We start from the raw sequence: 18,661 nt of genomic DNA, 5'->3' as shown, positions 1-18,661 counted from the left end.
ATATTATATTTATTTTTATTTACTTATTTTAATGAATTGCCATATCCCACAAACAGCACCGATATTATAATGGTGAGTATACCTGCTATAAGGGTTGTTACCGCTGGTTTGCTCACGCCTTTCCATTCTTTTAATATAAGCCCCCATAAATTAGCTATCAGTATGATAGATGCCATATGCAATATCCACGAACTGGCACCATTACCCAGCTTACTCTCGCCCATGCCATAAAAAAAGAATTGCAGAAACCACGTGGTACCTGCCAGTGCAGAGAACAGGTAATTTTTAAATAATGGCGTGCGGCTATCAGTGTAATTATAAAAAGTTTTGTTGCGGGCATTTAATATCATGCACCATATAAAATTAGTGGTTAGCCCACCCCAAAGTATCACCACATAGGTAACATTGTTTGAAAACAGGAAATTACCCTGCCCCGGATGTTGCGCCTGCCATGCCGCGTTTGCTACATCGGCCATGCTTTTACCGGCCTCGATACCAAAATTAAAACAGGCACTTAATACGCCCGATACAATGGCCACCAGTATACCCAAACCAAAACGATACTCTTTATTAACGGCGTTTACCTGCCCGCGGGCACTAAGGTCGCGCTCTTTGAGTGTTCCTGCTCTGCCACAAATAACAATACCAATTACACATATTAATATACCCAGTAATACCATTTGCCCCCAATGGCTGCCCAGCATATCAGTAAGGGTGGTTTTGCCTGCCTGCGGATAAATATTATAGTATACAGATGGTATGATCGAGCCGAATACGGCGCAAAGCCCCAATATGATCGTACTACCTAATGATACACCCAGATACCGCACCCCAAGCCCGTAAGTTAAGCCGCCAATACCCCAAAGCAACCCGAAAAAATAGGTTAAAAGCAATATCTGTCCGTTTGTTTGTTGTATTATATCGCTAAAGTTGGGGATGGTTAACCAGGCGGCAACCGGCGGCACTATAAGCCACGAAAAAATGCCGCCCACTATCCAAAAACTTTCCCACGCCCAGCCTTTTACCTTTTTATAGGGAATGTAAAAGCTCCCGGAGGCAAAGCCGCCTATGAAGTGATAAATAATGCCGAAGATAACTTGCATGTGGTTTAAAATTGGTATGATATAAACTGGTTATTACGAAAGTAGATATAACCGTATGATGAACCATCCCCTACTGTCTTTTTTAACCAATAGTTGGCAAGGGGCACTTAAACCGTGTTTTTTACATCAACCTTTGCCGGATAATGCTTTAGTGCTATCATATCTGTTGGCCAGGGCTTACTGTTCCAGGCCTGGTGTATGGCCAGTGCCGCGCCTGTGGCCGTTGCCTGCGCCACGGATGCGGCAAAAACTTCAATCGCAGGAAAAGCGGCAGCAAGCAGTTGCATAAAAACCGGATTTTTACTAAAGCCGCCATCCACAAATATTTGCTTTACCGGTGTGCCATTCATAACCATCGCGGTTGATCGTTTTTGGTGAACTACCAGATCGATCATCAGTTGATGGTACGCTTCAACATCGGTAGCAAACGCACCCAAATCACGGTCGCTAAATTGTGCTTGTGTATCAGCTCCTTTTAACCGTGCCGATACATCGGCATCAAATTCCATATGCTTATATCGTGCTTCATCCCGGCCAAAATGAGCGGCGATACGCTTTACCTGCTGCTCAAATTCATACCCGGCAAATAAGCGCGAAGCTTTAACGGGTATGCCCTGATATTGAATGTATTTAAGTACGTCATGCTCCAGTTCATCAGCCGTTAATGGTGTTTGGTCAAACGGGTTAAGACTTATGTTCCAGGTACCGGTGGACAGCAACAGGAAAGGTTCTTTAAAGCTTATTAAATAAGGTATAAGCGCGGCTGAACTATCGTGTAAACCAATGCCAACCTGAATATGGCGGCCATTTATTTCAGCACTGAATGTTTTATTGCCTGGCATAACAGGCGCTAATTTGCCGGTCAGCCCTTCGGCCTTTACCCAGTGGTGATAATCATTGTTATCAAAATCCCATAGAGCGGTATGGCAGCCAATACTTGTCATGTCCGAAAAAGCCTTACCTGTAAGCAGGTAACTAAGGTATTGCGGTAAATGCAATGCCGAACTAACCTGTGCATATACACCAGGCTGACCATACTTTAAACGATATAGCTGCCAACCCGAATTAAGGCTGCCCAATGCCGGTGAAGCTGTTTGCATGGCAAGTATTTTTTCGTCGCCATGGGTAATATGCAAATTCTGTTTCAGGCGTCCGGGGTAAGGCTTGAGGTAACTGTAAACCTGGGTAAGCTCGTGGCCTTCATTATCAAGGTATACCAGGCTCGCGCCATAAGCAGAAAAATTGATGGCTTTTATGTTATATTGCTTCAATGCCAATACCTCATTCAGCGAATTAAATATCCACCGGCGCAGGGCTTTAATGTCTTCGCAGTTGTCGCCATCCTCATCGGTGATCTCCGCAAACTGCACTGATGTTTGATAAACGATCTCGTAATGCTCATCAAATAAAAACAGTTTTTTGTTGGTTTTTCCAACATCAAAAATGGCGATCACAGGCGTAGCATCAATCATTTGCTTTATTAGTAGTTATGTTAATGGCCGCTTAGGTTTAAATATGATCCATCAGGATAACAGTTATCCGGCTGCTGATGAATGCTGAAATTGGTTGGCGGCGGTTATAATCAGTGCCTAAATTAATGTTATATAGCAATAATACCATCCTTAGCTGTCTTGAACGGTATTTTTTCAATCAAGGTTGGCAAGGTTCAGGTGGTTTTACGGACCAATAAATACGTTTGGGATACCGGTTAGTAGTTAATAACCTGTTTTTTTTAATAAGGTATTAAATACCCCTACCACATAATGCTCTAAAAAATGACCTTTATTTGAAACACACGTTTCAGAAATATAGTATGTTTGATGCGTAATAATACAATGGCAAGAAACATAGCGTTTAACGAGGAAGAGGCAATTCAAAAAGCGATGGATGTTTTTTGGGAAAAGGGCTATAAAGGCACTTCTCTGCGCGACCTTACCGATGCCATGAAAATTAACAGCAGCAGCCTGTATAACACCATTGGTGATAAGCAGGAACTTTTTGTGAAATGCGTTAAACACTATACCGAAATTCGTAAAAGAGATCTGGACAAACGTTTGGCAGGTACTGATTCGCCATTTTCCATTCTGGTAAAATATATTGACGATGCCGTAAATGTGATTATTAGCGGAGAGAATAGTTGCATGGCCGTAAAAGCCGCTTTTGAGGTGGCAACCAATGATAAGCGGGTAAAGGATATTTTAAAAGAAGACAGTGACTATGCCTACCGGTTTTTGCATCAGCTTATAAAAAAAGCTATTGAAAATGGTGAAATATCAGATGAGGAAGATCCGGAATTACTTGCTGATTATTTTATCAGCGTATGGGCCGGCTGGTATGAATCATACATACTGCATAAAGACCCCATCAAAATAAAAAAGATGGCCAGGTATTTTATCAGGCAAATTTCAAAGTAGATTTTTTTAACACACTATTTGAAACAATCAATTCAGAATAAACATATGCAATTCTGAAACAAACAATTCAGAATTAATATATAAACACGTAATACAAATGAACAACGAACAAATTTTAAGTAAAGACCTGGAGGGAAAAACAGCCCTTGTAACAGGTGGCACCAAAGGCATTGGTAAGTCCATTGCCGACAGATTAGCTAATGCGGGCGCAAAAGTTATTGTTACCGCCCGTAACGTACCCAACGATGGTGAAAACAAACATCATTTTATTGCCGCGGACCTTACTAAACCCGAGCATGCTTTAAGTTTAGCGCAGCAGATCAGCGAACAATATGGCGGTGTTGACATTCTGATCAATAACGTTGGCGGTCTTACTACCCCGGGCGGCGGCTACAGCACATTAACCGACAAGCATTGGGAAGATGAGCTGCAACTGAATTTACTGGCAGGTATACGCCTTGACAGAACCTTGTTGCCTAAAATGATAGCGCAAAAAAGTGGTGTAATTATTCATATCTCATCCGTTGCGGCTAAACAACCGTTATGGAATTTGAATTTGGCATACGCGGTATCAAAAGCGGCTTTAAGCAGCTACAGCAAAGCCCTTGCAACCGAATTAGCCACTAAAGGCGTACGCGTGTTAACCGTATCGCCGGGTGCAACCAGAACTCCATTGATGGAGGGCTTTATTCAGGACTACGCAACCTCAGCAGGTATACCTGTTGAAGAGGCATTTAGCCAGTTATTGAGCCAGATTGGCGGCATACCAATGGGCAGAATGGCCGAACCTGATGAGGTAGCCTCGCTGGTACACTTCCTGGTATCGCCGGGAGCTGCTTACCTTACAGGTACCAATTACGCAATTGACGGTGGCTCATTACCTGTAGTATAATATTCACAAAACACGCCACCTCAAATTTTGGGGGTGGCGTGTTGCTTATGCAATTACACGCTTTACCCGCTGAACAATTACGGATGCTAAAAACCTAACTGATAGGCTACTTCACTTACGGTAAAGCCTGGTGGCAGACAGCAATTCCTTCGACCGCCATATATCAGCCTTTGGGTGAATATGCTACTACGCGTTCAGGCCGAAGAACAGGGCGATCAACCTCTGCCAGATACTAATCTAAAAGATACACGGTATATAGTATCGCCGCATCACAGATCCCTTTCTTTACGCATCATGCTGAGAAATGCTGCCGTTATGCCCAGGTAGCTGGCAATATGCTTTTGAGAAATACGCTGTTCGAGGCCGGGATAATGCCTTCGGAATTCGCGGTAACGCTGCTCAGCGGTTTTTGAAAGATTTGACGTTACCCGCCGCTGAAACATATCAAACCCATTTTGTGTGAGAATGCGAAAAAAGCGCTCAAACCTGGGCACCTCGGTAAACAATCGTTCGAGCGCAGGCAAGGTAAAGTAACACACTTCGGTATCTTCCAATGCCTGTATGGAGTTGGTGGCTGGTTTTGTTTTAAAAAAGCTTACTATATCGCAAGCCCACCAATTTTCGGGGTAAAAGCAAAGGTTATGTTCCTGCCCGTCCTTATCGGTATGAAATATGCGCAGGCAGCCTTTATCCACAAAATAAATATGCCGGTCTATCTCGCCCGGGCGCAGCAGCATGCTGCGTTTGGCAACTTTTTTACGCTGCAACATGGCAAGCACCTGCTCCTGTTCGTCAGGAGCAAGTGCTATGTGCATTGCAAAGTTAGTGAGGATGAGTTCGGACATATAAGCAAGTATAACTTTTAAAAGTCAATTTTACGCGTCATGTACAATTTCAATTCCGCCGTACCGGCCTCACGAAGGGGGTTGGCTATTTCATGATATACATCGCTTTGCGCTATGGTTATAAAGGCTTCAGCATTAGGATATTCTACCAGTACTATTTCGTCCCACTGCTCATCTTCGCCGGCAACTATATTAGCTACAACCTTACTTACCAACTTTACGCTGACACCTTCAATGCCCAATTGCTGCACCACACGGTTAAAGGCGGGTATGTACTGTTCAAAGTATATCTTTTTGTCCCTGAACTTTATCATGTTCAGCATTAACACAGACCCTTGGCCCGGTTCAATATTCGGTAATTTTATCATAATTTATTGTTTAAAAAAAGCCTACAATACGGGTGATGCGGTTCTCGCTGTCAAATTCAAAATAATCCATACCCTCAATCGGGTAGCCTTCCGGGCGAACAGCCAGCCAGCGGAAGCGGCCGCTTTGATGATGCACCTGCGGCTGTGCCAGTACCTGAAACGTTCTCGGTCCCATTTGCCTGTATGAACTGATGATCAGGTCGGTGATCGCCTCCGGCCCGGTAATGGTATCGGTTAAGTGGTCGGTATAAGCACCGCCCGGTGCCCAACACTTACTGATCTTTTCCAAAACCGCTTCCCGTTCGGTCTCATTCCACGCACTTGTATAAGTGAGGATGGTTTTTTCAATGCTTTTGTTGTTTTCCATATAACAAAGGTCGGGAGCCTGTGCCGGAAAAAAGTTCATGTAGTTGAAGAGTTTAACAGATCAGGAAGTTAATGTGAATTGAATACGGAAAACTAATTTTCTGTGATACTTTTCTGTTAAATTTGAGCATGATCGATACGCAGCCTATCCATATTTTCGCACCCGGTATAGCCGAAGCTAAAGACCCCTCAGCAGGTTATTTCGCGGCCGTTCGGCTGGAAGAGTTTTCGGCAGAAAGCCTGGCCGCGACAGCATCCTATAGCCGTAAAGACTTCTACAAAATTTCGTTGGTTACCGGCAACACCTCATACTTTTACCAGGGTACAGAATACCGGTTGAACGGAGATGAGTGGGCGCTGATATTTACCAACCGGGAGGTGCCGTACCGTTGGCAAGTGCATGAAGGCATTTGCAGCGGCTATGCCTGTATGTTCACAGAAGATTTTTTACCGCTGCACACGCACCTGCGCCCTGCTGATTGGGCCGTTTTTAACGGCAATGCGCAATCCGTATTTAAACTCAACAAATTTGATAAAGCACTTTTTACCGGCCTGTTCCAAAAAATGCTTCAGGAGCAAATTTCCACCTATGCCCATAAATATGACTTATTGTTTCTCTACGTATTAGAGTGCATCCATGGCGCGTTAAAGCTGCAACCGGAGCCCGAAAATAAAAGCTCAGCGGCATCAACACGCCTGGCTAACTCCTTTAAAACTTTACTGGCCGGGCAATTTCCGCTGGCTTACCCATACCAGCAAATCAACTTACGTACACCGCAGCACTTTGCCGAAAAACTGGCTGTACATACCAACTCCCTAAACCGGGCACTTAAAGAAACAACCGGGATGACCACCACACAACTTATCAACGAAAGGCTGATGCTGGAGGCGCGCGCCTTACTGGTACACTCCAACTGGACCGTAAGCCAGATCAGTAACAGCCTGGGGTTTGAAGAGCCTACACATTTTGCCAGGGCATTCCGGGCTTATTCAGGTCAGGCTCCATCATCATTGCGATAGCTGTTTGATTAGGGTCGGTATTTGTTTGTACGTGGTTAACGGTCAGGTGATTGCAGCACCTATTTTTGTGTCAGTAAAATTAAAAAACTACACAAAATGAAAACATGGTTAATAACCGGAACATCTACCGGTTTGGGTAAAGTACTTACTGAAAAACTGCTGGCAAAAGGCGACCGCGTTGTGGCTACCGTTCGTAAAGCTGATGCCTTGAATGAGTTAAAAGAAAACTATCCTAAAAGTTTGCGGGTAGCTGTACTGGATGTAACCGACACTGCTGCTATTAAAGCGGTAGTCGATCAGGCATTCGCAGATCTCGGACAAATAGACGTAGTGGTTAATAATGCCGGCTATGCCTTATTCTGCTCGGCAGAAGAAGCCAGCGACGAACAGATCATCCACCAGATCAACACCAATATTATCGGTTCTATACAGGTTATCCGCGCCGCACTGCCGCATTTCAGAGAGCAGGGGCATGGCCGCATTCTGCAACTTTCATCAGCAGGCGGGCAAACCACTTATCCTAACTTTAGCTATTATCATACCACCAAATGGGCGGTTGAAGGATTTTGCGATACCATTGCCAAAGAACTTGCACCATTGAACATTGGCGTAACCATTGTTGAACCGGGAGCACATCAAACCTCCTTTGGTTCGGGCATGACGACAGCGCCAGTTATGGAAGCCTATGAGAATACGCCGGCCGGTGAAGTAAGACGAGCCGTTGCGGCTGGAACATTCCCGATAAAAGGCGACGTAGACAAATCGGTACAAGCGATGATCGACAGCGTTGAAATATCTCCTGCCCCATTACGCTTAGCCCTCGGAGGCGATGCCTATCGTGACATGCGGGCGGCATTAGTATCCCGCCTTGAAGCTCTGGATGCACAGAAAGAACTTGCCTTAGCAAGCGAAAAAAATGATTAGGCGTAGCGTGTTTTTTACTTACAGGCTAATATAAAAATAAACACAGTATTTAAAGCTGAAGCCAAGCCAACGGAATTTTAGTTATAAAATATCCGATATAAAACAACTACCTCAAAAATAAAATGAGGTGGTTGTTTTACTCTGAATAACATCAGGATTAAAATAGTGAGGCCCGGCGATAGCATCGTTAATGAACACAATGTTTGGGCGTATAGCCATTTACCTCGCAAAGCCCGCTAAGTTGGCACAATAACCAACAGCTACTTTCAGAATGATATTTGAGCGTAATTAGCAGTGCTTGCTCCGAAAATGTTTGGGCGTTAATTCCTCATTCTTCTTAAAAAAATTGATAAAATGTGGAAGCTCTTCGAAGCCGAGGCACCAACTTATCTCTGATATGTTCCAATCGGTATGTTGCAACAAAATCCGTGCTTCCTGCATTACCCTGGCTGCGATCATTTGTGAAGTTGTTTTACCGGTTACCTTCTTCACGGATCTGTTAAGGTGATTGATATGCACAGATAAATGATCCGCATATGCTGCCGGGAATTTTAAACGCATCCTCTGACTACGTGATTCTATCGGGAATTGCCTCTCCAGTAATTCAGTGAACAAAGAAGTTACCCGGATGGCGCCGTTTGATTCCGGGTATGGCTGGCTTGCCGACGGCTGCATTTTTAATGCTTTGTAAACCAGTTCTAATATCAGGTTGCGGAGCACGTTGCTCCTGTAGGCGAAATCTGTTTCCAGTTCCTCTAACATTCTTTGGAAGATCAGGCTTACTTCGTTAGTTTCAGAAACTGATAATTCAAACAAAGTATTATTGCCGGGCTGAAATACAGGATATTCCCTGATCTGGTGGTGATCATCAAAAAAAGCCTCTGTAAATACACAATAATACCCTGATTGCTCTTTACCCACATGTTCCCAGGAATAAGGCACAAAAGGGTTTGAAAACAATAAAGCGCTCCTGTTTATCTCCAGATCTTTATCAGCGTAATACAAACGGGTATTTCCGTTAAGTAAACTCACCTTGTAAAACCCTTTTCTGTTGTAGGGCTTGCAGTTTACAAAACTGCCCGGTGTCTGGTTAATAGGGAAAACGTTGAACTGCCCCATTGCTCTTTGATCGTAGGTGGGCATCCATCCATCCTGCTTGATAGGTTCGGCTAAAACTTCCATAGTTATCTTTTTATTATGATTTTAATAGGATGTCCAAGCCGGAGCAACCTACTATGTGTGTTTACAATACATACACATCCCCCCAAAGCCTTTTCAATTTCGCTTCTTTAAAATTTTAGTTATTATCTTTTAAGAAGTCCGTTTTAGAACAGTTAAGAATATTAAGTGTTTTAATTGAAGAAATTTTAACCGCACATATTTGCAGTTCAGGTTAGAAAAACGAGGCGACCATTACCCCTTGAAAGGAAATATGATTTGTAATAAAAGTCTTTGATAGTCTGCCGCCACCATTCAATTTTTAAAAAAGATCCTAAATTAGCTACGGATCAACACATCCCCGATTTTATGAATATGAATAAAGTATCGATCATTCGGTATGATTCAGATAAAAGCAGCAAAAACTCACAGATCACTTTACAACAAAACCTTTTCAGTTTTTTGCTCGAAGGTGAAAAAGGCATTAAATATGCGGGGAATGGTGCGCACATAAAGCCCGATCAATTTTACCTGCTTTCATGCGGTAATTGCCTGATGAGCGAGAAGATAGCCGCAGCAGGCGGTAGATACAGGAGTATGCTTTTGTTTTTTGACAATGAGCTGCTGTCAGATTTTTTTAGCCGTCATCATATAGTTGCTTCCGTTTCAACAAAAAAAGGGCAAAATGAACCATTCCTGGTATTTAATAAGGACGCTTTTCTGACTAACTTCATAAACTCGCTCGGTTTTCTGCTGGATTCGGGCAAACCCATTTCTGAAGACCTGCAAAAAGTAAAACTGGAGGAATTACTGCTTTATCTAAGCGCGCATTATCCCGAAACTATTCAGCAACTGCGCACTTCCAGCTATCAAGCTAATAATGATCTGCTGATCCGTGAAATTGTTACTGCTAATATTGACAACGCTGTTACCGTAGAGCAATTAGCGTTTCTTTGTCACATCAGCGTATCTACCTTTAAACGGCGCTTTGCCGGCATCTACAACACTTCGCCCAATAAATGGCTGCTTGAAAAGCGAATGCAGAAAGCCGCTGACCTGCTGAAGAATGGAAAACACCAGGCCAGCGAGATCTACTATGAACTGGGTTACGAAAACCTGTCCGGTTTTATCCAGTCTTTTAAAAAGATACACGGTATCACTCCCAAGCAATACCAACTTTTAAATTGAACGTTCGGCGATACTTTCTGAACGGAAAGCGATCAGTTGTTCAGAGCACCCGGTCTACCTTTAAACTGTTTAAAAAACATAAAAGGACAAGACATGAAAGCATATTTTTTAAAGTTAGCTGAATACAATATCTGGGCGAACAACAGAGCGATAAGCTGGTTAAAACTAATTGATGAGGAGCAGTGGGAACAAAAAACCACCAGCAGTTTCGCCAGTATCAGGGAAACGGCTATCCATATTGCCAGTGCAGAAAAGATATGGGTTGACTTTTGGACAAAGGTTGCTGCACCTGTATACCTGTCAGCAGGATTTAACGGCACAAAAGATGAGTTGATAGAGATATGGCAAAAGGCTTCAAAAGATATTAAAACTCACCTTGAAAATTACCCGGAAGATGAATTGGAGCACCAGGTAACCTTTGTTTATCCGCGTGGCGGCGAAGGGCAGATGGCGTTTTGGCAAACCTTCTCCCACATTATCAACCACTCCACTTACCATCGCGGGCAACTGGTTACCTTATTGCGTTCATCGGGCTTCACTGATCTTACAAACACAGATCTGGCGACCTATTATCTTACAATGTAAGGCATTATCAGTTCAGCTTACATTAAATAACCGGTTTTGATTTCTCCTGTAATATGAATATTCCCCACCATTAATGTAAGCTGCATACAAACAAACAATAGCGCTAACTGATTATTATATTGTTAATTGGATACTTTAAAAACATATGCCGAAAACAACAGAATCATTAGCAGAGTTTTATAAACAAAAGTTTAATGGTATTGAAGAAAGGCCGGTCATGAAGGTCGGTCATTTCGATGTTTTTAGAATTGAGGACTGGATACATGCCGGCTCTGTTACGCCAACTTATATCCGCAGAGATTTCTATAAAATAATGTTGTTTGAAGGAGACAATGTGTTTCACTATGGAGATAAAAGTATTGAGGTAAGCGGTAAAACGCTGTTGTTTTTTAACCCGAGAGTGCCTTACACTTCCGATCCGCTCAGGCCACAAACCAAAGGCTATTTCTGTGTATTTAAAGATGATCTTTTTCAGGACAGCCTTCGTCTCGGCCTTTACCATCTTCCTGTTTTCAGTGCAGGTGCGCAGCCTGTATTTTCATTAAATGATGAAATATACCTGATCGTTAAAACGGCGTTTGAGAAAATGATCAGTGAGATCAATTCTGAATATATCTATAAACATGAACTGATCAAAAACTATGTAAGCGAGCTGATCTACACGGCTATGAAACTCCAGCCGCTGGATAAACTCTTCCAGCATCCTGATGCGTCATCCCGTATTGCCGCAGTGTTCACTGAACTGCTGGAACGGCAATTTCCGATTATAAATACGACTCATCGCTTCGAGCTTCGCTCGCCCAACGTAATCGCAGAACGATTATCAGTACACGTAAATTATCTGAACCGTGCTATCAAGAAAACTACAGGACGTACCACTACCGACCTAATTGCTGAACGGCTTATAACTGAAGCGAAAGCATTACTGAGGCATACCAACTGGAACATAGCAGAGATAAGCCATGTACTTGGGTTTGAAGATCAGGCCCAGTTTAACAACTTCTTTAAAAAAAACACCGGGCTCAATCCATCATCATTCCGGCAGGTTTGAATTTGACAAATATTGGTTTCATAACCACAAACGGATGACCTGAAGCGATCCTAATTTTGTAATAAACAACTATTATTATGGAAAGGAATATAGCACAGGAAGAATTAAATAAACAAATAGTAAAGAACACGCTGGCAAAATCAGCGCAAGACTTTACCATATTTTTTAAGGATCTTTTTATAGAGGATATTGAATGGACAATTGCAGGTTATGGCCCGGTGGCTGGAACCTATTATGGAATGAAGGAACTGTTTGAAAAAGCAGAAGATGCCTTGTATCAGCGATTAGCAAAACCGTTAGCTGTTAAAACCATAGGCGTATGGGCAGACGGGAACGAGGTATTTGCCAGGATAAAGAGCGCGAGTGAGGCTATTGATGGTAAACCTTATGGGAATGAATACCTGTATATCATGACCATGAAAGATGGCAAAGTTGTATCGGGGATAGAATGGCTTGACCTTGATGCCTATTACAACATTGTGAACCGCATTCAATTGTAAAATGGTTAGCTTGTAATGTAAAAAACTGAGCGATCGCCTTAATATATCAATCAAACTGCATTCGTTAACTAAGCCTGTCTGAGAATAATCTCGGACAGGCTTATATTTTTGCTTTAATAAAGATTCACAGGATTGTGTGAGCCATTCATTGTCCTAATAATTGGGACAAGAGATAAGTATCGAGAAACGCCGTTACGCGGATGATCTTACCCTCTTTTAAAGTCAGCACCCACGAATATGTATTGCTGTAAACGTTGCCATCCTTTGCAGGTGCTTTTCCTTGCCATACTGCAACAACCACATCATCCTGTGCAATGATCTGCTTTACCTCGGGTACTATCGGGCCTGAAAGTTTAGCGTTGATCTGCCTGACTACATCTAACAGCTCTTTTTTAGAACGATAAGTACCCGAAACAGGGCTTGAACCGGCAACTACCCAGGTTACATTCTCATCAAGCAGGTCAAACACGGTTCCCTTGCCTTTCTTCCAGTTGTCAAACGCGGTTTGAATCTGCTTTTTGTTTGATGCGGTCAAATTATCTTCCTTGATTTGACAGCCGCAGATAAAAGCCATAAGTATAACGGCAATCAGGGGGGGTATGATGTTTTTCATGGTATTTGTTAAAAAAAGCAGACCATGGTGTGATCTCCTTCGATGTTAAATTTTATAGAACGCTATTTTTTTGTCTGTCTGCATCTTCGCGATAAAAGATATACCCACCGTGCGACAGGGTATTATCGTCAGTAAAATCACCGTCAGCGGTAAAATTGGTATCATCCCAGTATTCTATATGGGTACCACTTATCTCATACCTTCCTGTATAAGCACTCTGCCTGTTGCCTCGGGCTTCATCGTACCTGCCATTAGGCAACAGTTCCTGCCGTATGTAGCCATCAGCGGTTACCCACATACCGATATATTTATTACTTTCCATAAACTGATTTTAATAGCTCCGGGACCTGTCACATCCCGGAAAATAATTATTTCTTGATCTTTAAAAGATGACTGTATCCTAATATCTTAAATGCCCTTTCGGTAAGTGCTTCCCTCACGCCGTTACCCGGTTCGGCCACCCAGTCCGAATAATCTACCGTTGTTCTTAAAGGCCTTTCACCGGCAGGCAATGCCAATATCTCTGCAATTTTGTCGGCAACGCTTTGTATAGGTGCATCACCAAAACGGAACAGGTTTCGCAGGCCGTCTTCATAATGATCATAGTCTTTTTGAAGGCGGTCATACGCTTTCATTACAGTTTCGTCTGCCGGAAATTCGGCAGTTTCAAAATGCGAAGTGTCGTCCATATACACACCAGGCATCAATATGGTAGATTCTACCCCAAATTGGCTGATCTCATAAGCTGTATTCTCGGCCAGTGCATCAAGGGCGGCCTTTCCGAGCACATAGGGAGCCATGAAAGGCGCTGTTACATTGGTAATACCGCTACCTACATACAAAATAAGGCCTTTGCCTTCCTTACGCATGTAGGGCAAAACAGCCCGGTTCAAACGGTGCGCGCCTAATACGTTAGTGTTGAATGAACTGGCGATCTGTTCCGGTTTAAAGGCTTCTGCGTATCCGATAAAAAGGTGAGCGGCATTGTGAATAACAACATCGATGGCCCCCTCCTTATCAATGATGGTTTTTGCTGCCTGTTCACACGAGTCTTCTAAAAGTATGTCCAGATCTACGATCTCCATGCTTTTACCCTGGCTTTCTACAGGCTCAAGTAGCCGTTTGGATTTGTGCGCGTTACGGCCTTGCGGATCTCTGATACCGGCAAATACTTTATAACCCAGTAAGGCTAATGTTTGGGCAGTGTGTAAACCCATTCCTGATCCTGCGCCTGTGATCAGGACGGTTAAATTCTTGTCGTTTTCCATTTTTGTGTTTTTAGGTATTATAAAATCAAATTTAACTGACTTTCAATGCTATATAGCTGCGAATACAAAACCAAAAACTGTAAAAATCAAACATACTTAGCGTGTAATAACCGGGGGCATATTGATATTATTAGCCTTATTCTACCGGTTATTTAACATCTACCAGTAACACAAACCATTTCTTGACCAAAGTCAACGTTGCGTTTTTTCTCATCAGGATACTTTTGCTGCATCACTTTTTAAAACACATAAAATGAAATGTTTTACAACGACCAACACCCCGAACAAGAAAAATTTGACCCTTTTTATTTCAGTTTTTGGTGTCTTTATTTTTTTGGCCTCGCATACCTTTGCTCAAACTGGTAACATACGTGGCCACATTGCCGATGCCGCTGTTGATAATCCGCTTAAAAATGCAACGGTAACGATAGCAGAAGATAGCACACTTAAAGCCACTACAGGGCCAGACGGTACCTACCGGTTAAGCAATGTGCCTGTAGGCCGCAAAACACTTATCATCACTTTTATAGGTTATGAAAGAACTACAATACCCAATGTTGACGTAAGCAGCGGTAAGGATGTGGTTGCTGACGTTAAGCTAACAGAAAAATTTAACAGCCTGGCCGAAGTGGTGATAAGTGCGGGCCCGCCCAAGGACAGGCCATTGAATAAACTGGCTGCGGTAAGCGCCAGGCAGGTAAGCCCTGAAGAAATTTCGAAATTTGCAGGCGGACGGAGTGATGTGGCCCGTTTGGCAACCAATTTTGCCGGTGTATCTGCCCCTGATGACAGCCGCAACGATATAATAGTACGCGGTAACTCGCCTACAGGTGTACTTTGGCGTATTGAGGGCATACCGGTACCCAGCCCAAATCACTTTTCAAGCCTGGGTACCACCGGCAGCCCGGTATCAGCACTTAATGTAAATGTGATGGGGAACTCCGATTTTATTACTTCGGCCTTTCCGGGCGAATATGGCAATGCCTTGGGCGGTGTTTTTGATATTGCATTTAGAAAAGGGAACAAAGATGCTTACGAATATACCCTCTCAGCCGGTGCATTTACAGGTGCCGAGGCCATGGCCGAAGGACCTTTGGGCAAGAAGGGTTCCTTCCTGGTTGCCGGGCGTTACGGCTTGGCCGGCCTGTTTGGCGCCGGCGGTACCACTGCCCAGCCAAACTATATGGATCTGTCCTTCAATTTCGATCTGGGAAAAACTAAGATCGGTAACTTTTCCTTATTCGGCATAGCAGCCCGCTCCAACATAAATTTCAGGGGCGATGGTATTGATGAGTCTGACCTGTTTGCTGCAAAAGATGAGAATACAGATGTAAAATCGCAGTTTGGTGTACTTGGCTTAAAGCACCAGATATCTATCAATGATCATTCCTCTATCAAAACTACCATCGGCGGTTCGTCAAGTACCGAAAAGGTAGACCGCGAACGCATTTTTAACTATGGCACCACACAACCAACAACCCTGCCTTTTACCAACATTGATAACAACGAAAGGCGCATTACCCTTTCGTCGGTTTATAATGCCCGTTATAATAACCGCTTTACGTTGCGGGGCGGTATCTTGTTAGAGCAGTACCGGTTGCGCGCTGAGCTCACTACCCGCGAACGGCAGGGGGACGCTAATGGTGACAGCTACCCTGATTATATTAACCTGATCAATAGCGATAACAACTATACTGTTTTTCAACCTTATGTGCAGGGGCAGTACCGGCTGCTGGAAAGCCTGACACTAAATGCGGGTTTGCATGGGCAGTACTTTTCATTAAACAAGGCTTTTGTGGCCGAGCCGCGTGCCTCACTCACCTGGAAAGTGGCTCCCGCACACAATATTTCCTTTGGTTACGGCCTGCACCATCAAAATGTTCCCGCACCTATATTATTCCTTAACCAATACGTCAACGGAAGCCCGGTGCAAAGCAACAAGAACCTTGATCTGGTACAGAGCAACCACTATGTAGTGGGTTATGATGTGCGCCCGGCCAGCGGCTGGCGTACCAAAATTGAAGCCTACTACCAAAGCATCAGCAAGGCAGCGGTTGAAGCCACCCCGGGCAGCTATTCGTCGCTTACCGAAGGTGCAACTTTTGGCTTTAGTATAGATAAGTTTGGTTTAGTTAGCAAGGGAACGGGCCGTAATACCGGCGTTGAGCTAACAATTGAGAAATTTTTATCAAACGGCTGGTACGGCCTTACAACGGCTTCGGTATTTGAGGCTAAATATAAAGGAAGTGACGGCATAGAACGTAATTCGCCTTTTAATAATGGTTACGTAGTGAACGTACTTGCCGGAAAAGAGTTTAAGGTGGGCAGCGGCCGTAATGTATTTTTTGCCGATACACGACTTAGCACGGCCGGTGGCCGCTATTATACACCGGTAGACCTGGCAGCCAGCCGCTCGGCCGGTTATGAGATATTACAGGATAATAATGCCTTCAGCAGACAATACGACGCTTACTTTCGTATGGATATAAAACTGGGGATGAAACTGAACAGCAGCCGTAAAAAAATATCGCACCAGTTTTATATTGATCTGCAAAACGTAACCAATAAAAAGAATGTATTTGTACGTCGATATAATCGCCTTACCAATAATGTGGATCAGGCAGATCAGATAGGTTTGTTTCCGGACTTTGGTTACAAATTGCAGTTTTAAACCTTTATCATAATTTTGAGCTTATGGAAGATCAGGAAATAAGGGATTCATTGAAAGCGTTCACAAACTTCATGTCGCCTGTAACTGAAGAAGAATTCAATGAATATGCTAATTTATTCCGGGTAGTGAAGATAAAGAAATGGGATCACCTTTACCGGGAGGGAGAGCCGATAAAAAATTTATATTTTCTGCACTCGGGCGCGCTACGATGCTATTATATGAATGATGGAGAAGAGCATACCTCCAATTTTTTCTTCAACCCATACATGCTCGCAGATCTGGATTCAATAAGAGATAGTTCGCCCGGGCTCTCCAACGCTCAGGCAATGAAAGATTCGGTATGTTTCGAGGCTGACTTTTTTGAGGTAGAAAAATTGGCATTTAAATATCCTAATTTATTAAAAGGCTTTTTCCTCGTTTACGAAGCTTCATTGCGCGCAAGTATAAAACGGCAGGTTTCATTTATTTATGATACGCCTAAGCAACGTTATCTGAACCTTTTTACAGAACATCCTAATATTATCGCGGAGATACCTCAGCATCACATTGCGTCTTACCTGGGCATCAAGCCCGAAACTTTAAGCCGGATAAGGAAGAAGATTTTTTAGATACCATAAAAAAAGGAGCTGATCAGCTCCTTTTTTTATTCGCTTGAAATAATTTAGTGGTTGTTACGAAAATGCTTCGGAGTCAACACCGCATTCTTTTTGAAAAAATTAATAAAGTGAGGTAACTCTTCAAACCCCAGGCACCAGCTTATTTCCGAGATATTCCAATCGGTATGTTGTAAAAGTATTCGTGCTTCCTGCATTACCCTTGCTGCAATGAGTTGCGAAGTTGTTTGCCCTGTTACCTTTTTTAAGGAACGGTTAAGGTGGTTAATGTGTACCGATAGGTGGTCGGCATATTCAGACGGAAACCTGAGCCTAATGCGCTGGCCTGTTGATTCAATAGGAAACTGCCGCTCCAATAATTCTGTAAACAGGGCTGCTACCCTGACCGATCCGTTAGACTCAGAACCCGGCAGACTTTTTGCCGGTTGCATTTTAAGCGCCTTATAGATCAAGTCGAGCGTAAGGTTGCGCAGAACATCATATTTGTATACAAAATCCGTATCAATCTCTTCCTGCATGCGCCGGAATACGCTGCTGATCTCAATTACCTCCGTGGCTGATAGTTCAAATAACGCATTATTACCGGGTTTAAAAACCGGATAATCCTTCATCTGATAGTGTTCGTCAAAAAACGCTTCGGTAAAAATGCAATAGAACCCGGTTTGCGCATTACCTAAATGCTCCCATGAGTACGGTACATAAGGGTTTGAAAACAGCAAGCCACTTTCTTTAAACTCCAGGTCCTTGTCGGCATAAAACAACCGTGTATGCCCTTTGAGCAGGCTGATCTTATAAAAACCTTTCCGGTTATATGGCTGGCAATTAACATAATTGCCGGGTGTATTATCTATTGCAAAAACATTGAATTGCCCCATCTGTCTTTGGAGATGATCGGGCATCCAAATATGTTTTTCAAGTTCTGCTAAAGTTCCCATAATTCCTGTCTTTTATTGCTTCTTCACCATGTATTATTGGCTCGCGCCGATGCATCCGGATAAAGCCAACACCATTCATTTACAAAGGTAAACACGCCATAACCGTCAGCACCTGCGCAAATCAAACCGAAAGTTGCGAATACGAA

At 43.3% G+C, this 18,661-nt stretch carries 20 protein-coding genes; 10 read left to right on the top strand and 10 right to left on the bottom strand.

From position 1 onward, the window contains the following. Positions 1-23 precede the first annotated feature (23 nt). Positions 24-1,103, bottom strand: coding sequence for an L-rhamnose/proton symporter RhaT (gene rhaT / locus LJ707_RS09475; RefSeq protein ID WP_228950567.1), 1,080 nt, complete (start codon positions 1,101-1,103; stop codon positions 24-26). A 107-nt stretch (positions 1,104-1,210) separates the two neighbouring features. Next, entirely contained in the window at positions 1,211-2,575 is a 1,365-nt protein-coding gene (locus LJ707_RS09470; protein ID WP_255678827.1) for an FGGY-family carbohydrate kinase, read from the bottom strand. A gap of 363 nt (positions 2,576-2,938) precedes the next feature. On the opposite strand from LJ707_RS09470, the gene LJ707_RS09465 reads away from it, so the two are divergent. Together LJ707_RS09465 and LJ707_RS09460 are read left to right on the top strand one after the other, a co-directional pair. Then, positions 2,939-3,517, top strand: coding sequence for a TetR/AcrR family transcriptional regulator (locus LJ707_RS09465; protein ID WP_228950566.1), 579 nt, complete (start codon positions 2,939-2,941; stop codon positions 3,515-3,517). Between the two features lie 97 nt (positions 3,518-3,614). Then, positions 3,615-4,409, top strand: a complete 795-nt coding sequence (locus LJ707_RS09460) for an SDR family oxidoreductase (RefSeq protein ID WP_228950565.1) — start codon at positions 3,615-3,617, stop codon at positions 4,407-4,409. Between the two features lie 269 nt (positions 4,410-4,678). Here LJ707_RS09460 and LJ707_RS09455 read toward each other — a convergent pair whose 3' ends face one another. The 3 genes from LJ707_RS09455 to LJ707_RS09445 are packed head-to-tail and all read right to left on the bottom strand — an operon-like array spanning position 4,679 to position 6,028. Beyond that, on the bottom strand, positions 4,679-5,254 hold the full coding sequence (locus LJ707_RS09455; RefSeq protein ID WP_228950564.1) for a Crp/Fnr family transcriptional regulator: 576 nt from the start codon (positions 5,252-5,254) through the stop codon (positions 4,679-4,681). A gap of 17 nt (positions 5,255-5,271) precedes the next feature. Further along, a complete protein-coding gene (locus LJ707_RS09450; protein ID WP_228950563.1) occupies positions 5,272-5,622 on the bottom strand; it encodes a DUF1330 domain-containing protein in 351 nt (116 codons plus the stop codon). 10 nt (positions 5,623-5,632) lie between these two features. Continuing rightward, entirely contained in the window at positions 5,633-6,028 is a 396-nt protein-coding gene (locus LJ707_RS09445) for a nuclear transport factor 2 family protein (RefSeq protein WP_228950562.1), read from the bottom strand. A gap of 89 nt (positions 6,029-6,117) precedes the next feature. Between LJ707_RS09445 and LJ707_RS09440 the strand changes: the two genes are divergently transcribed. Both LJ707_RS09440 and LJ707_RS09435 read left to right on the top strand, forming a co-directional pair. Continuing rightward, complete coding sequence (locus LJ707_RS09440) at positions 6,118-7,008, top strand: AraC family transcriptional regulator (protein WP_228950561.1); 891 nt, start codon at positions 6,118-6,120, stop codon at positions 7,006-7,008. Between the two features lie 96 nt (positions 7,009-7,104). Beyond that, positions 7,105-7,932, top strand: a complete 828-nt coding sequence (locus tag LJ707_RS09435) for an SDR family oxidoreductase (protein WP_228950560.1) — start codon at positions 7,105-7,107, stop codon at positions 7,930-7,932. Positions 7,933-8,220: 288 nt separating this feature from the next. Here the strand turns inward: LJ707_RS09435 and LJ707_RS09430 are convergent, their stop codons facing one another. Beyond that, positions 8,221-9,114, bottom strand: a complete 894-nt coding sequence (locus tag LJ707_RS09430) for an AraC family transcriptional regulator (RefSeq protein WP_228950559.1) — start codon at positions 9,112-9,114, stop codon at positions 8,221-8,223. A 351-nt stretch (positions 9,115-9,465) separates the two neighbouring features. Here LJ707_RS09430 and LJ707_RS09425 point away from each other — a divergent pair, with 351 nt between their 5' ends. The 4 genes from LJ707_RS09425 (at position 9,466) to LJ707_RS09410 (ending at position 12,414) form a co-directional block, all read left to right on the top strand. Then, the gene (locus tag LJ707_RS09425) at positions 9,466-10,278 is read left to right on the top strand and encodes an AraC family transcriptional regulator (RefSeq protein ID WP_228950558.1); all 813 of its coding nucleotides are present in this window, start codon (positions 9,466-9,468) and stop codon (positions 10,276-10,278) included. Positions 10,279-10,371: 93 nt separating this feature from the next. Next, entirely contained in the window at positions 10,372-10,863 is a 492-nt protein-coding gene (locus LJ707_RS09420) for a DinB family protein (protein ID WP_228950557.1), read from the top strand. 145 nt (positions 10,864-11,008) lie between these two features. Continuing rightward, the gene (locus LJ707_RS09415; protein WP_228950556.1) at positions 11,009-11,914 is read left to right on the top strand and encodes an AraC family transcriptional regulator; all 906 of its coding nucleotides are present in this window, start codon (positions 11,009-11,011) and stop codon (positions 11,912-11,914) included. A 77-nt stretch (positions 11,915-11,991) separates the two neighbouring features. Then, positions 11,992-12,414, top strand: a complete 423-nt coding sequence (locus LJ707_RS09410) for a nuclear transport factor 2 family protein (RefSeq protein ID WP_228950555.1) — start codon at positions 11,992-11,994, stop codon at positions 12,412-12,414. A gap of 145 nt (positions 12,415-12,559) precedes the next feature. Here LJ707_RS09410 and LJ707_RS09405 read toward each other — a convergent pair whose 3' ends face one another. The 3 genes from LJ707_RS09405 to LJ707_RS09395 are packed head-to-tail and all read right to left on the bottom strand — an operon-like array spanning position 12,560 to position 14,295. Next, positions 12,560-13,027, bottom strand: a complete 468-nt coding sequence (locus LJ707_RS09405) for a nuclear transport factor 2 family protein (protein ID WP_228950554.1) — start codon at positions 13,025-13,027, stop codon at positions 12,560-12,562. 52 nt (positions 13,028-13,079) lie between these two features. Beyond that, complete coding sequence (locus LJ707_RS09400) at positions 13,080-13,349, bottom strand: Atu4866 domain-containing protein (RefSeq protein WP_228950553.1); 270 nt, start codon at positions 13,347-13,349, stop codon at positions 13,080-13,082. A gap of 46 nt (positions 13,350-13,395) precedes the next feature. Continuing rightward, positions 13,396-14,295, bottom strand: a complete 900-nt coding sequence (locus tag LJ707_RS09395; RefSeq protein ID WP_228950552.1) for an SDR family NAD(P)-dependent oxidoreductase — start codon at positions 14,293-14,295, stop codon at positions 13,396-13,398. A gap of 253 nt (positions 14,296-14,548) precedes the next feature. Here LJ707_RS09395 and LJ707_RS09390 point away from each other — a divergent pair, with 253 nt between their 5' ends. Both LJ707_RS09390 and LJ707_RS09385 read left to right on the top strand, forming a co-directional pair. Continuing rightward, positions 14,549-16,966, top strand: a complete 2,418-nt coding sequence (locus tag LJ707_RS09390; RefSeq protein WP_228950551.1) for a TonB-dependent receptor — start codon at positions 14,549-14,551, stop codon at positions 16,964-16,966. Positions 16,967-16,989: 23 nt separating this feature from the next. After that, positions 16,990-17,574, top strand: coding sequence for a Crp/Fnr family transcriptional regulator (locus tag LJ707_RS09385; RefSeq protein WP_228950550.1), 585 nt, complete (start codon positions 16,990-16,992; stop codon positions 17,572-17,574). A 53-nt stretch (positions 17,575-17,627) separates the two neighbouring features. Here the strand turns inward: LJ707_RS09385 and LJ707_RS09380 are convergent, their stop codons facing one another. After that, positions 17,628-18,515, bottom strand: coding sequence for a helix-turn-helix transcriptional regulator (locus LJ707_RS09380; RefSeq protein WP_228950549.1), 888 nt, complete (start codon positions 18,513-18,515; stop codon positions 17,628-17,630). Between the last annotated feature and the right edge of the window lie 146 nt (positions 18,516-18,661).

The organism is Mucilaginibacter sp. UR6-1 (assembly GCF_020880975.1).
Taxonomy (GTDB): domain Bacteria; phylum Bacteroidota; class Bacteroidia; order Sphingobacteriales; family Sphingobacteriaceae; genus Mucilaginibacter.
The sequence above is the reverse complement of the archived record's forward strand: the minus strand, read 5'-3'. Positions and strand labels throughout refer to the sequence as shown.

Bases quoted from the DNA above. Each gene is read 5' to 3' on its own strand.
- LJ707_RS09440 (WP_228950561.1), top strand. From the start codon at position 6,118: ATGATCGATACGCAGCCTATCCATATTTTCGCACCCGGTATAGCCGAA.
- LJ707_RS09385 (WP_228950550.1), top strand. From the start codon at position 16,990: ATGGAAGATCAGGAAATAAGGGATTCATTGAAAGCGTTCACAAACTTC.
- LJ707_RS09435 (WP_228950560.1), top strand. From the start codon at position 7,105: ATGAAAACATGGTTAATAACCGGAACATCTACCGGTTTGGGTAAAGTA.
- LJ707_RS09380 (WP_228950549.1), bottom strand. From the start codon at position 18,515: ATGGGAACTTTAGCAGAACTTGAAAAACATATTTGGATGCCCGATCAT.
- LJ707_RS09470 (WP_255678827.1), bottom strand. From the start codon at position 2,575: ATGATTGATGCTACGCCTGTGATCGCCATTTTTGATGTTGGAAAAACC.
- LJ707_RS09410 (WP_228950555.1), top strand. From the start codon at position 11,992: ATGGAAAGGAATATAGCACAGGAAGAATTAAATAAACAAATAGTAAAG.
- LJ707_RS09415 (WP_228950556.1), top strand. From the start codon at position 11,009: ATGCCGAAAACAACAGAATCATTAGCAGAGTTTTATAAACAAAAGTTT.
- LJ707_RS09400 (WP_228950553.1), bottom strand. From the start codon at position 13,349: ATGGAAAGTAATAAATATATCGGTATGTGGGTAACCGCTGATGGCTAC.
- LJ707_RS09465 (WP_228950566.1), top strand. From the start codon at position 2,939: ATGGCAAGAAACATAGCGTTTAACGAGGAAGAGGCAATTCAAAAAGCG.
- rhaT (WP_228950567.1), bottom strand. From the start codon at position 1,103: ATGCAAGTTATCTTCGGCATTATTTATCACTTCATAGGCGGCTTTGCC.
- LJ707_RS09425 (WP_228950558.1), top strand. From the start codon at position 9,466: ATGAATAAAGTATCGATCATTCGGTATGATTCAGATAAAAGCAGCAAA.
- LJ707_RS09405 (WP_228950554.1), bottom strand. From the start codon at position 13,027: ATGAAAAACATCATACCCCCCCTGATTGCCGTTATACTTATGGCTTTT.
- LJ707_RS09445 (WP_228950562.1), bottom strand. From the start codon at position 6,028: ATGAACTTTTTTCCGGCACAGGCTCCCGACCTTTGTTATATGGAAAAC.
- LJ707_RS09390 (WP_228950551.1), top strand. From the start codon at position 14,549: ATGAAATGTTTTACAACGACCAACACCCCGAACAAGAAAAATTTGACC.
- LJ707_RS09460 (WP_228950565.1), top strand. From the start codon at position 3,615: ATGAACAACGAACAAATTTTAAGTAAAGACCTGGAGGGAAAAACAGCC.
- LJ707_RS09430 (WP_228950559.1), bottom strand. From the start codon at position 9,114: ATGGAAGTTTTAGCCGAACCTATCAAGCAGGATGGATGGATGCCCACC.
- LJ707_RS09450 (WP_228950563.1), bottom strand. From the start codon at position 5,622: ATGATAAAATTACCGAATATTGAACCGGGCCAAGGGTCTGTGTTAATG.
- LJ707_RS09395 (WP_228950552.1), bottom strand. From the start codon at position 14,295: ATGGAAAACGACAAGAATTTAACCGTCCTGATCACAGGCGCAGGATCA.
- LJ707_RS09420 (WP_228950557.1), top strand. From the start codon at position 10,372: ATGAAAGCATATTTTTTAAAGTTAGCTGAATACAATATCTGGGCGAAC.
- LJ707_RS09455 (WP_228950564.1), bottom strand. From the start codon at position 5,254: ATGTCCGAACTCATCCTCACTAACTTTGCAATGCACATAGCACTTGCT.